The following is an 11,283-nucleotide window of genomic DNA, read 5'->3' as shown; positions in this document are numbered from 1 at the left end:
GCGCGGGCCACCACTTCGATGAGCAGGCGCAGGTTCGGGCCGATGCGGCCGGCGCGCTCTTCTTCGAGCAGGTAACGGGTCAGCGAAACGGGCGAGGCGGTCGGATTCATCGGCGACGGGGCGGCAGGCGGGATGCCCATTGTCGCCGATGCCTGCAAACGTAGTCAGCGCAGGGCGCGACGGCGCCTCAGTGCGTACGGCGCGGTAGCCCCATGGCGTGGCGACGGACCGTCCGTGCGAGGTTCTCGCGGGCGATCGCCAGCATCTGCAGCGGTGCCTCGGGCTCGGCGGTGTCCATGACCCGGCGTGCGGCCTCGGCGACGTCCGCCACCGCCTGCGCGGCGCTGCGGTCGGACAGCATCGCCTGCAGCAGGCGCGCCTGACCCATGAGCCGACGCTCGAGCACCAGGTCCGGGCCCGCACCCGCGCGGCGCATCGCGTGCGCGATGCCGTCCTCGAGGTAGGCGTGCTGTTGTTGCAGGCGGTCGGCGGTGATGTCGAGCATGGTCGTGCGATGCGGCGCTGAGACGGCGGAAGCGTGGGCGTCGCCGTGTGAGCGGTCCGTCGCGGCGACCGGCGAAGTTGCCGGTCGTTCAGCCGCTGGGTCGGGCGACGCCGCGTCCGATCGCTGCGCGCGCGACAATCGCTTCGCCGTGTCCTGCATGCCGTCCGCCATCGCGCATCCGCTCCCGTCGACCGATGGCGGCGCACGGTGCGCGCGCGATGTTGCGCGCATGTGTCGGAGCCGCGCGCGATGACGCCGCGCAAGGTCATCCACGTCGACATGGACGCGTTCTATGCGAGCGTCGAACAGCGCGACGATCCGTCGCTGCGCGGACGTCCCGTCGTCGTCGCATGGCGCGGCGCGCGTTCGGTGGTCTGCGCCGCGAGTTACGAAGCGCGCGTGTTCGGCATCCGCTCGGCGATGCCCGCCGTACGCGCCGAACGCCTGTGTCCCGACGCCGTGTTCGTGCCGCCCGACTTCGTGCGCTACAAGCAGGTCTCGCAGCAGATCCGCGCGATCTTCGCGCGGCACACGCCGCTGGTCGAACCGCTCTCGCTCGACGAGGCCTACCTCGACGTCACGCATCCACTGACCGATCTGCCGACCGCCACCGACATCGCCAAGGACATCCGCGCGGCGATCCGCGAGGAAACGAATCTCACTGCGTCGGCCGGCGTCGCACCGAACAAGTTCGTCGCGAAGATCGCGTCGGACTGGAAGAAGCCCGACGGGCTGTTCGTCGTGCCGCCGTCGAAGGTCGAAGCGTTCCTCGCGCCGTTGCCGGTCGGGCGGCTGCCCGGCGTGGGCAAGGTCACGCAGGGCGAACTCGAAGCGTTGGGCCTGAAGACCGTGGCCGATCTGCGCGACGCCGGCCGCGACGTGCTCGTCGAACGCTTCGGCCGATGGGGGCGACGCCTGTTCGAGCTCAGCTGGGGCATCGACGAGCATCCGGTCGAACCCGAACGCCCGCACACGCAGATCTCCAGCGAGGACACGCTGGAGACCGACCTTCCGCTCGACGACCTCGCCCCGCACATCGCGCGCATGGCCGAGAAGACCTGGGCCGCGTGGCAGCGCCAGCGCGAACGCGACGCCCGCGAGAACCGCGCGCCGCGCCGGCCGCGCACCGTCGTGCTCAAGCTCAAGACGTCCGACTTCCGCATCCTCACCCGCTCGCTCACGCCCGCGCGCATGCCCGAAGGCGCCGAGGCGCTGGCGCGCACCGCGCTGGAACTGCGCGCGCGCGTCATGCTTCCGGCGTCCACGCGCTACCGCCTGATCGGCGTCGGCCTCGCGAATCTCGACGAAGCCGATCCGCAGGTCGACCTGTTCGACGACGGCGTCGCTTCGTGACCGCGGTCCCCGATGACAGCGCCCGACCTTCAGGTGAAAACGCGACGCAGTTGGTGACCCGCGGGCTTCGCAGGCGCGCCTTCACATGGCAATGTGGACGGCCGACGCGACGTATGGGGACGCCGTGACCGAAGACTTCAATGCATTCGACGCCAGCCCGGTGCCGATGTGGGTCTTCGACGAGTCCACGCTGGACATCCTCGACGCCAATACCGTCGCGGCCGAGATGTACGGCTACGACCGCGACGCCATGCGGTCGATGAGCATCCTCGACCTGCGCCCCGAATCCGAACGCCCGAACATCGAGCGCTACATCCGTGCGAGCGCCGGCCGGCCGCGTCCCGAAGCGGTATGGCTGCATCGCCATCGCGACGGCGCGCTGATGCACGTGCAGATCCGCACCTCGCGCGTCGACTGGCAGGGCCGTCAGGCGCGACTCGTCGTCGCGCGCGACGTCAGCGAAGTCGAACGCGCACAGGCGCGCGTGCACCTGCTGGCGCAGGCGGTGAGCGACGCCGCCTACGACTGGAACGTCGCCACCGGCGAGTTGTGGTTCAGCGACAGTTTCGCCACCAACTTCGGTTTCGACGACGCGACGATGCCGCGCGACATCGATGCCTGGGCCGCGCTCGTGCATCCGGACGATCGTGCGCGCGTCGGCGCGAGCCTCGCCGCCGCGATCGAAGGCAGCGCCACGCAATGGACCGAGGAGTATTCGTTCCAGCGCGGCGACGGTACCTATACCGACGTGCTCGATCGCGGCTACATCCAGCGCGACGGCCACGGCGCGCCGCTGCGCATGGTCGGCGGCATGATCGACCGCTGCCCGCAGAACCTGTTGTCGACACGTCTCCGCCTGCTCGAACGCGCGGTCGAGGCGTCGGCCAGCGGCATCGTCATCGTCGACGCCGGCCGGCCGGGTTTTCCCATCGTCTATACGAACTCGTCGTTCGAGCAGATCACTGGCTACGCGCTCGCCGAGATCGAAGGCCGACCGTTCGAAACCGTGCAGGCGCTCGATCCGCAGCATTCGGGCAATGAACTGCTGCAGGACGCGCTCGATGCGGTCACCGACCTGCACGTCGCATCGCAGGGCACGCGTCGCGACGGCACGCCGTTCTGGTACGAGCTGCAACTCACGCCGATGCGCAATGCGGACGGTCACGTCACGCACGTGCTCGGCCTGATGACCGACACGAGCGAACGCCAGCGCCACGCGCAGCAGCTCAAGTGGCGCTCGACGCACGACGTGCTGACCGGGCTGCCGAACCGTCACCTCGTGCTCGAACAGCTCGGCGACGTCGTGCAGCGTGCGCAACTCACCGCCGCGCGCGTGAGCGTACTGATCGTCGACCTCGACGAATTCAAGCTGGTCAACGACGAGCTCGGCCATGCCACGGGCGATCGCGTGCTGTGCGAGATCGCGACGCGCCTGCAGCGTGTCGCCGGCCCGCGCGCATTGATGGGCCGATCGGTGGGCGACGAGTTCGTGATCGTGCTCGAAAGTGACGACGAACTCGAAGTCGAACGCGTCGCCTCGCGCGTGCATGCCGCGCTCGCCGAACCGCTGGAAGGTGCGGCGCGACGCTGCAAGCTCAGCGCGTGCGTCGGCTACAGCCACTTCCCCGAAGACGCGGCGAGCGCCGAAAGCCTGCTGATGGGCGCCGAACTCGCGATGTACCAGGCCAAGCGGCAAGGCCGCAATTGCACGGTCGCGTATCGCGCCGGTGCGACGCCATCGGGCGGCGGCAAGCTTCAACTGCTGCAGGAACTGCGCGACGCGCTCGAACGCAAGGAATTCCGGCTGCTGTTCCAGCCGTTGTTCTCGGCTGATCTCCGCCTCGTCGCACTTGAAGCGCTGGTGCGGTGGGAACACCCGATGCGCGGCCTGCTGCCGCCGTCAGACTTCATCGCGGTGTGCGAGGAAAGCGGCCTGATCGTCGAACTCGGCCGACGCGTGTTGCACGAAGCCGCGCGCCACCACGCGTTCCTCGTCGAGCAAGGCCTCGGCCACGTGCGCATCTCCGTCAACGTTTCCGCGATGCAGTTCGCGCACGGCCTGCTCGACGACGTGCGCCGCGTCATCGATGAATTCCATCTCCCGCCCGGTGCGCTCGAACTCGAACTCACCGAAAGCGTCATCGTCGATGATCCGCAACGCGCGGCAAACGTCATGGCCGCGCTCGCTGACCTCGGCGTCACGCTCGCGATCGACGACTTCGGCGTCGGCTATTCGTCGCTGTCGTATCTCAAGCGTCTCCCGATCCACCGACTCAAGATCGACCGCTCGTTCGTCAACGATCTCGAACGCGATGCAAGCGATCGTTCGATCTGCGAAGCGGTGATCGCGCTGGCGAAGACGTTGCGACTGGGCGTCGTCGCGGAAGGTGTCGAATCACCGTTCCAGCGCGACTGGCTGCGAACACGCGGCGCCGGCGAGTTGCAGGGTTACCTGTTCGCGAAGCCGCTGCCCTTCGAGCGGGCGACGCAGGTGGAGACGACCGACGCGGTCGTCAGCTGACGCTTCGCTTCGTCTTGACGCCTGATGGCGATGCTGTCGCCGATTCCCCGAGGAGCCTTCCCATGATCCGCACACGACTTCTGTTCGTCGCACTCACCGCGCTCGCGCTGTCCGCCTGCCACCGCGGCGACCCGAACGCCGACACCGCCGCCACGCCGGCGGCCGATACGTCGACCGCTGCAGGCGCGTCGGCCACCGCGGATTCCGCGGCGACCCAGCAGTCGGACGCGCAGGCGGCTGCGGCTGCGGCGGACGCTGCAGCGGCGCAGGCCGCGGCGGATGCGGCATCGGCAGCGAGCACGCCGGCCGCCGACGCGAACGCTTCGACGACCGCGGGCACGTCGACCACGCCGTCGACCGATACGCCGGCGACGACGACGAACGACACCGACAAGAAGTAAGTCGACCGTCCGCGTCGCTGCCGAGGTCGCCCGATCGACGCAGCGCCGACGCCGCGCACGAAAATGGGCGGGTCGATTGACCCGCCCTTTGTTTCATCCCGACGCGCGATCGCGCTTACACGTCGCCATCCATCAACCAGCCTTCGCCCGTGCCGCGATTGAACACGCGGTCGCCGTCGAGCACGTCGCCCGCCGGAATCGAGTCCTGCGTCGCCAGCTTTGAATAGATCGGCGTGAAGTCCGGCTTGGTCGCTTCGAACAGCTGTTCGAACGAGTCGATGACGAAGTACGTCTTCTGGTAGGTGTCGATGCGGTAGCGCGTGCGCATGATGCGTTCGAGGTCGAAGCCGATGCGATTCGGCGCGTTCGACTCGAGGCAGTGGATCGATTCGCCCTTCGACGACAGGATGCCGCTGCCGTAGATGCGCAGGCCGTCGGGGTCGCGGATCAGGCCGAATTCCGCCGTGTACCAGTACAGGCGCGTCAGGCAGGCCAGTGCGTCCGGGCCGATGCCGTGCGCCTTGACGCCGCCACGCCCGTACGCCTGCATGTAGTCGGCGAACACCGGGTTCATCAGCAGCGGCACGTGGCCGAACAGGTCGTGGAAGAGATCCGGCTCGGACAGGTAATCCATCTGCTCGGGTTTACGGATCCACCACGTCACCGGGAAACGGCGATTGGCGAGGTGGTCGAAGAAGGTGAGCTCGGGCAGCAGGCCTTCGACGCCGACCAGCTCCCAGCCCGTCGCCGCGCGCAGCGTCTTGTTGAGATCGTCGAACTTCGGGATCTCGTGCGCGCTCATGTGCATGGCGCGCTGCGCGGTCATGAACGCCTCGCTGGCGCGGCCCGCCAGGATCTTCTGCTGGCGCTCGAACAGCTGCGCCCAGACGTCGTGGTCGATCGGCGAATACGTCGACCACGGCTGCTCGATGACCGCCGTCGTGTAGACCGGGACGTAGCCCTTGTCGGTGAGCTGGTGTTCGACGCGCTGCGGCTGGGCATTCATGGCGGCACTCCGTGGACCTTCGCAGCGTAGGGGCAGGCGGACGCAACGGGATTGCGTTGTTGCGCCGCCAGCCGGCTTGGGCGCACGATCCGTGCGTCAGAATCGCCTGGGGCGCAACGAATGACTGCCATCGAGCTGGACCGCACCGACCTGCTGCTGCTCGCCGCCCTTCAGCACGAGGGCCGGCTGACCAATGCCGAGCTGGCCGAGCGCGTGCACCTGTCGCCGTCGGCCTGCCTGCGGCGGGTGCAGCGGCTGGAGCGCGACGGCGTGATCGCCGGCTATGCGGCGCAGGTCGACCCGGAGCGTCTAGGCCTCGGCCTGCAGGCCTTCGTGCGCGTGCAGCTGGCCAAGCACGATGCCGCGTCGATCGAGGCCTTCGCCGCGTTCGTGCAGCAGTGGGACGAGGTGGTGACCTGCCACGCGCTCACCGGCGACATGGACTACCTGCTGCAGGTGGCCGTGCGCGACCTCGAACATTTCTCGCGCTTCCTGCTCGACCGCCTGCTCAACCAGGCCGGCGTCGCCGACGTCAATTCGAGTTTCGTGCTTCGCACGGTGAAGGCGTTTCGCGGGATGCCGCTGCCGGGGCGGTAAGCGGGCAGCTGCGTGACGCGCGATCGTTCGACGTCGATCGCGCGACTGCAATGACGCACACGACTCAGCAGCTCAGCGCACGTCCGACGTGATTTCCGTCCAGCGCTCGAGCAGCGTCGCCAACACCGGATTGGTCGCCGCGTGGGCCTGCAACTCGGGCAGCGTGTCGATCCACGTCGCGGTCGTGGCGCCGCGCACGTGCAGCGACTGGAAGTCGAAGAAACCCATGTGCCAGCGATCGAAGATCCGTTCGAGCCCGCTCGCGCGTCGCAGCACCTGCACGTGCCGGTGGAACGGCGACGCGGCGATCGCCGCGAACGTGCGGTCGATCTCGTCGGCCGGCCCTTCAATCATCTGCACGATGCGCACGTCGCGCTTGAGCAGCGCGCCGGTGATCCCGCGCCGTGCATTGCGCACGCGCGAACCGATGAGGATGACTTCCAGCTCCGCGTCGGTCAGACGCGGATCAGCGTGGCTTTCGTAGACGAGGGCGTCGAGCATGGGCGGAGTTTGCCCGATCGATTCGCGATCGCACATGCACGCGCTCTTGATGGACGTTCGACGTCGCCTGCACCTTGCACGCCAATCGCTGACGCGAATGCTCTCCGTTACAGCCGCAGTCACTCGGCAATCGCAAACCGCTTCATAGGTTCGACCGGCGACGATTCGTCGCGCTGATACGGAAGAACCTATGAAGAAGACGATCCTGACCGCGAGTGCTTCCCTTCTGCTGTTCGGTGCAACGCTCGCGCCGGCGATGGCGCAGGACGCCACTGCGACCGGCGACACCGCGAACGATGCGAATCGCGTTGCCGTCGCGGACACGCGCGACAACGACGACCACGACTTTCCGTGGGGCTTGTTGGGCCTGCTCGGTCTGGCGGGATTGATTCCGCGCAAGCAGCGCACCGTCGTCCATCACGACACCGCGCGCACCAACACCAACACGTCCGGCACAACGCCACGCTGACGTGTGACAGCCGGGTTCGCCCGGCTTCTCCGCCGCGACGCCGGGATCGCCCGGTCAGTCGCAGCGGGGCTCGCGCTTCAGGACGCGATCCATGCGACTCGGTTCGCACGGTGGTCGCGCAGGCGCAACGACCTTCGGCATACGTGCCGCACGCAGCTGCGCAAGCTTCGCGCGGATCTGCGGCAGCGCGGCCACGGCCGCACGTTCGCCTTCAAGAATGACGTCCGCCTTCTGCTCGAACGCCGCGGGGCCCACCCCGTTGACGCGCGGACGGATCACCACGTCAGCGCGCGCGAGCTCCTGCTCGCCGAGCTTCTGGCCCATGATCGTGATCGACTGGTTGACCGTGCCGAGCAGGCTGGTCGGCGCGCTGCCCGGCGCCTTGCTCGAGATGTCGACCGCGATGACGAAGTCCGCGCCGAGCTGGCGCGCGGCATCGACGGGCACGGGGCTCACAATGCCGCCGTCGATGTAATGCACCTTGCCGATCGGCACCGGTTCGAACACGCCGGGAATGCTGCTCGACGCGCGCACGGCCTGCCCGGTGTTGCCGCGGGTGAACACGGTGCGCGTGCCGGTTTCGAGTTGCGTCGACACCGCCGCGAACGGCTTGCCGAGCTTCTCGATCGGACGATTCTTCACCGACGCGTTGACGTAATCCTGCAGCGCCTGTCCCTGCACGAGGCCGCCCGAGAACAGGCGGACGTCCTTGATGCGGTCCTCGTCGAGCGCGACCGCCTGCTTCTGCAGCGCGAACGCATCCATGCCGCTCGCGTACAGCGCGCCGACCACGCTGCCCGCGCTGGTGCCGCTCACCACGTCGACCTTGATGCCGTTGGCTTCAAGCATCTTGATCACGCCGATGTGCGCGAAGCCCTTCGCGGCACCGCCGCCGAGCGCGAGGCCGATGCGGATGGGTTTGGGCGCAGGCGCGACGACCTTCGGCGCGATGGCGTCGGGCGACGGCTTGACGTCATTGCCGCCGCAGCCGGCGAGCGCGAGCAGAGCGGTGGTCAGCAGGGTGGTGCGAAAAACACGCATGGGACATTCGTCGTTGAAAAGAGCAGCGGCCCGACGCATCGACGACGCGCCGGGCCGCAAGGATCGCCCGCGCGGGGCGAGCGGGGGCTTAACGGGACGACATCGCGCGGGCGTTGTCGCGCAGCGCCATGTCGCGCCCCATCGAATAGCCCGCGACGCCGACGAGCATCAGGAGTGCGAGCGCGATAACGACGTGTGTCCGACGAGCCATGCGGTTCGGAGTGCTCATGTCGTCCTCAGAACCCGTTGTCGCCATCGAGGATGCGGCCGAGCCCACCCAGCAGCGAGCCCTCGTCGCGACCGCCGCCCGCCTGCGGCGCCGCAGCCAGCATGCGGCCGGCCATGCGCGAGAACGGCAGCGACTGCAGCCACACCTTGCCGGGGCCGGTGAGCGTCGCGAGGACCACGCCTTCGCCGCCGAACAGCATCGACTTGATGCCGCCGACCGGGCGGATGTCCATGTTCACCGTCGGGTGGAAGGCCATGACGCAGCCGGTGTCGACGTCGATGCGTTCGCCCGGCGCGAGGTCCCGCTCGACCAGCGTGCCGCCAGCGTGCACGAACACCCAGCCGTCGCCGTCGAGCTTCTGCATGACGAAGCCTTCGCCGCCGAACAGGCCGGTGAGGATCTTCTTCTGGAAGAAGATGCCGAGGCGCACGCCGCGCGCGCCGGCCAGGAACGAATCCTTCTGGCAGATCAGCGTGCCGCCGTGGTCGGCGAGGCGGATCGGCAGCACCGTGCCGGGATACGGCGCCGCGAACGCGACGCGCGCCTTGCCCTGGCCCTGATGCGTGAACACCGTGGTGAACAGGCTCTCGCCGGTGACCACGCGACGCGCGGCCGCGAACAGCTTGTCGCCGATGCCGCCCCCGCCGGCCTTGGAGCCGTCACCGAAGATCGTGTCCATCTGGATGACGCCGTCCTTGTACATCAGCGCGCCGGCTTCGGCGATCGCGCTTTCGCCCGGGTCGAGCTCGATCTCCACGAACGGCATGTCGTTGCCGACGATGCGGTAGTCGATGTCGTCCGCGGTGCCGCGCGCACCGAAGCCCGGCGCCGGCGGCGGCGGCACATGCGACGGCTGCGCGCCTACGGCTTCGGCGAACTCGGGCATCGCGCGCACCGGCTGCCAGCCCGACAGGCCTTCGCGCCAGCACAGGTGGTTCGGGTTCTGCCGCGCGAAGGCGAACGCGGCGTCGGGATCGAGCGGACCGACGCGTTCGCTGGTCTGCGGATGGACGAAGAACCACTGGCTCACGGCACGCTCCCTGTCGATGAAGGCGTCGAGTGTAGCGATGGGCGACGTCGCGTCATGCACCGGACGTCATGCCCGCGACGGTGCGAGGATGGCGATGGGGCCATTCGGGGGAGTCGCCATGTCCGCTGCTGTCGTCGAAACGCCGCTGCGGCGCACGCCGTCGCGCCGGGAAGGTGTGGTGCTGCTGGGCGGCGTCGCGCTGGCGATGCTGGTGTCGTTCGCGGTCGCCAGCGATCGCATGACATGGGCGATGGAAACCGTCTGGGTGATGCTCGCGCTGCCGTGGCTCGCGCTCGACCGCCGCCTCGCGCCGACGCGCCTGCTCGCCTGGCTGCTCGCCCTGCACGCGCTCGTGCTGATCGAAGGCGGCGCGTACACGTACGCGAAGGCGCCGCTGGGCGAATGGCTGCGCGACGTGCTGCACACGCAGCGCAACCCGTGGGACCGCGTCGGCCACTTCGTGCAGGGCTTCGTCCCGGCGATGCTCGCGCGCGAGGTGCTGCTGCGGAATACTCCGCTGCGCCCGGGCGGCTGGCTGACGTACCTCTGCATCGCCGCCGCGCTGAGCTTCTCTGCGTTCTTCGAGCTCATCGAATGGTGGAGCGCGCTCGCGCTCGGTGCGGACGCCGACGCCTTCCTCGCCACGCAGGGCGATGTCTGGGATACGCAGTGGGACATGTTCCTGTGTCTGTGCGGCGCGATCGCGTCGCTCACGCTGCTGTCGCGCGTGCATGACCGGCAGATGGGGTTTCGCGTGGGCTGAGTCCGGGATGCCCGTCGGTTCCGATCCGACCGGGGCGCGCTCGGAGGGACGGACCCTCCGAGCGGCCGGGCCTACGCCGTGCGGGCGCCGGGCTCGTCGTGGCGGACCGAGCCCGCCAGATCCGGTCGTCATCGGCCGTCGATCCGGCGCGCGTGAAGAAAATGTGATTACATACCCAGCTTCGTTGCGCTCCCTGTCACGTCCGGCAGGTGATCGGCGCCGCGGATTGCCAGGGGAAATCACATGTTTCAGCAGCGCACGGCTCGGCGCCGTCTCGGCGTGGGCGATGGATCGTCCTGGTCTTTTTCGTCCATTGCGGCCCGCGCGGGGATGCGCAGGTTCGCGGCCGCGGCTCTGCTCCTGCTGACCGCGCTGGTCGCGGCCCCCGCGGCGGCCCAGAACGCCACCACCGTAACGATCACCGGGTCCAAGCCGGCGACATTCGCGCGCGAAGGGCAGGTGCTCACGTTCAACGTGCAGCTCTCGACGGGTAACACCGACATCGATTCGCTCACGTTCACCAGCGGCGCGCCCAGCGGGATGTCGGCGCTGAACTGTCCGGGCATGCCCGCCGCCCTGCTGACGACGAAGAACTGCACGTTCACCTACACGACCACGTCGATGGACATGGCGATGGGCACGATCAGTGCGCTCGGTCGCTGGCGTGCGACGCGCCCGACCGGCGCCGCGCGCAGTGGCAGCACCAATACGCTGGTGGTGTCCTACGCCGCGCCGCGCGCGCCCGATGCGCCCGTCATCGGCACCGCGACCGCAGGCAACACGCAGGCGACCGTCGCGTTCACCGCACCCGATTTCGACGGCGGCTACCCGGTCGACAGCTACACCGTGACGTCGATCCCCGGCGGC

Annotated in this window: 13 protein-coding genes; 7 read left to right on the top strand and 6 right to left on the bottom strand. The window is 68.7% G+C overall.

The features are described 5' to 3' along the window. Window positions 1-187: 187 nt before the first annotated feature. Window positions 188-505 carry a hypothetical protein gene (locus EVS83_RS15055; RefSeq protein WP_133501946.1) on the bottom strand — a complete coding sequence of 106 codons (318 nt, stop codon included), beginning with the start codon at window positions 503-505 and terminating at the stop codon, window positions 188-190. A gap of 249 nt (window positions 506-754) precedes the next feature. Here EVS83_RS15055 and dinB point away from each other — a divergent pair, with 249 nt between their 5' ends. The 3 genes from dinB (at window position 755) to EVS83_RS15040 (ending at window position 4,780) form a co-directional block, all read left to right on the top strand. Continuing rightward, the gene (dinB, locus tag EVS83_RS15050) at window positions 755-1,858 is read left to right on the top strand and encodes a DNA polymerase IV (protein ID WP_133501944.1); all 1,104 of its coding nucleotides are present in this window, start codon (window positions 755-757) and stop codon (window positions 1,856-1,858) included. Window positions 1,859-1,982: 124 nt separating this feature from the next. Then, complete coding sequence (locus tag EVS83_RS15045) at window positions 1,983-4,379, top strand: sensor domain-containing protein (protein WP_208108766.1); 2,397 nt, start codon at window positions 1,983-1,985, stop codon at window positions 4,377-4,379. Window positions 4,380-4,441: 62 nt separating this feature from the next. Beyond that, complete coding sequence (locus EVS83_RS15040) at window positions 4,442-4,780, top strand: hypothetical protein (protein ID WP_133501940.1); 339 nt, start codon at window positions 4,442-4,444, stop codon at window positions 4,778-4,780. Between the two features lie 115 nt (window positions 4,781-4,895). Here EVS83_RS15040 and phhA read toward each other — a convergent pair whose 3' ends face one another. After that, complete coding sequence (phhA, locus tag EVS83_RS15035) at window positions 4,896-5,786, bottom strand: phenylalanine 4-monooxygenase (protein ID WP_133501938.1); 891 nt, start codon at window positions 5,784-5,786, stop codon at window positions 4,896-4,898. 120 nt (window positions 5,787-5,906) lie between these two features. Here phhA and EVS83_RS15030 point away from each other — a divergent pair, with 120 nt between their 5' ends. Further along, entirely contained in the window at window positions 5,907-6,383 is a 477-nt protein-coding gene (locus EVS83_RS15030) for an Lrp/AsnC family transcriptional regulator (RefSeq protein ID WP_133501936.1), read from the top strand. Window positions 6,384-6,455: 72 nt separating this feature from the next. Here EVS83_RS15030 and EVS83_RS15025 read toward each other — a convergent pair whose 3' ends face one another. Then, window positions 6,456-6,884 (bottom strand): BLUF domain-containing protein, encoded by a 429-nt coding sequence (locus tag EVS83_RS15025; protein WP_166636930.1) that lies wholly within the window; start codon window positions 6,882-6,884, stop codon window positions 6,456-6,458. Window positions 6,885-7,074: 190 nt separating this feature from the next. Here EVS83_RS15025 and EVS83_RS15020 point away from each other — a divergent pair, with 190 nt between their 5' ends. Beyond that, window positions 7,075-7,353, top strand: coding sequence for a WGxxGxxG family protein (locus EVS83_RS15020; RefSeq protein WP_133501932.1), 279 nt, complete (start codon window positions 7,075-7,077; stop codon window positions 7,351-7,353). Between the two features lie 54 nt (window positions 7,354-7,407). Here the strand turns inward: EVS83_RS15020 and EVS83_RS15015 are convergent, their stop codons facing one another. The 3 genes from EVS83_RS15015 to EVS83_RS15010 all read right to left on the bottom strand — a co-directional run bounded on the left by EVS83_RS15015 (window position 7,408) and on the right by EVS83_RS15010 (window position 9,653). Then, complete coding sequence (locus tag EVS83_RS15015; protein ID WP_133501930.1) at window positions 7,408-8,394, bottom strand: patatin-like phospholipase family protein; 987 nt, start codon at window positions 8,392-8,394, stop codon at window positions 7,408-7,410. Window positions 8,395-8,482: 88 nt separating this feature from the next. Further along, on the bottom strand, window positions 8,483-8,623 hold the full coding sequence (locus EVS83_RS15740) for a hypothetical protein (RefSeq protein WP_166636929.1): 141 nt from the start codon (window positions 8,621-8,623) through the stop codon (window positions 8,483-8,485). A gap of 7 nt (window positions 8,624-8,630) precedes the next feature. Continuing rightward, window positions 8,631-9,653 carry a TIGR00266 family protein gene (locus tag EVS83_RS15010; RefSeq protein WP_133501928.1) on the bottom strand — a complete coding sequence of 341 codons (1,023 nt, stop codon included), beginning with the start codon at window positions 9,651-9,653 and terminating at the stop codon, window positions 8,631-8,633. A 118-nt stretch (window positions 9,654-9,771) separates the two neighbouring features. On the opposite strand from EVS83_RS15010, the gene EVS83_RS15005 reads away from it, so the two are divergent. Both EVS83_RS15005 and EVS83_RS15000 read left to right on the top strand, forming a co-directional pair. Continuing rightward, window positions 9,772-10,416 (top strand): DUF2238 domain-containing protein, encoded by a 645-nt coding sequence (locus tag EVS83_RS15005; protein ID WP_133501926.1) that lies wholly within the window; start codon window positions 9,772-9,774, stop codon window positions 10,414-10,416. Window positions 10,417-10,746: 330 nt separating this feature from the next. Next, the coding region (locus EVS83_RS15000; RefSeq protein ID WP_133501924.1) for a hypothetical protein at window positions 10,747-11,283 on the top strand (537 nt) is incomplete at its 3' end.

Source organism: Cognatilysobacter terrigena, from assembly GCF_004361065.1.
Classification (GTDB): Bacteria; Pseudomonadota; Gammaproteobacteria; order Xanthomonadales; family Xanthomonadaceae; genus Cognatilysobacter; species Cognatilysobacter terrigena.
This window is presented reverse-complemented; position numbering and strand designations above follow the sequence as displayed.

Bases quoted from the DNA above. Each gene is read 5' to 3' on its own strand.
- EVS83_RS15055 (WP_133501946.1), bottom strand. From the start codon at position 505: ATGCTCGACATCACCGCCGACCGCCTGCAACAACAGCACGCCTACCTC.
- dinB (WP_133501944.1), top strand. From the start codon at position 755: ATGACGCCGCGCAAGGTCATCCACGTCGACATGGACGCGTTCTATGCG.
- EVS83_RS15040 (WP_133501940.1), top strand. From the start codon at position 4,442: ATGATCCGCACACGACTTCTGTTCGTCGCACTCACCGCGCTCGCGCTG.
- phhA (WP_133501938.1), bottom strand. From the start codon at position 5,786: ATGAATGCCCAGCCGCAGCGCGTCGAACACCAGCTCACCGACAAGGGC.
- EVS83_RS15030 (WP_133501936.1), top strand. From the start codon at position 5,907: ATGACTGCCATCGAGCTGGACCGCACCGACCTGCTGCTGCTCGCCGCC.
- EVS83_RS15025 (WP_166636930.1), bottom strand. From the start codon at position 6,884: ATGCTCGACGCCCTCGTCTACGAAAGCCACGCTGATCCGCGTCTGACC.
- EVS83_RS15020 (WP_133501932.1), top strand. From the start codon at position 7,075: ATGAAGAAGACGATCCTGACCGCGAGTGCTTCCCTTCTGCTGTTCGGT.
- EVS83_RS15015 (WP_133501930.1), bottom strand. From the start codon at position 8,394: ATGCGTGTTTTTCGCACCACCCTGCTGACCACCGCTCTGCTCGCGCTC.
- EVS83_RS15740 (WP_166636929.1), bottom strand. From the start codon at position 8,623: ATGAGCACTCCGAACCGCATGGCTCGTCGGACACACGTCGTTATCGCG.
- EVS83_RS15005 (WP_133501926.1), top strand. From the start codon at position 9,772: ATGTCCGCTGCTGTCGTCGAAACGCCGCTGCGGCGCACGCCGTCGCGC.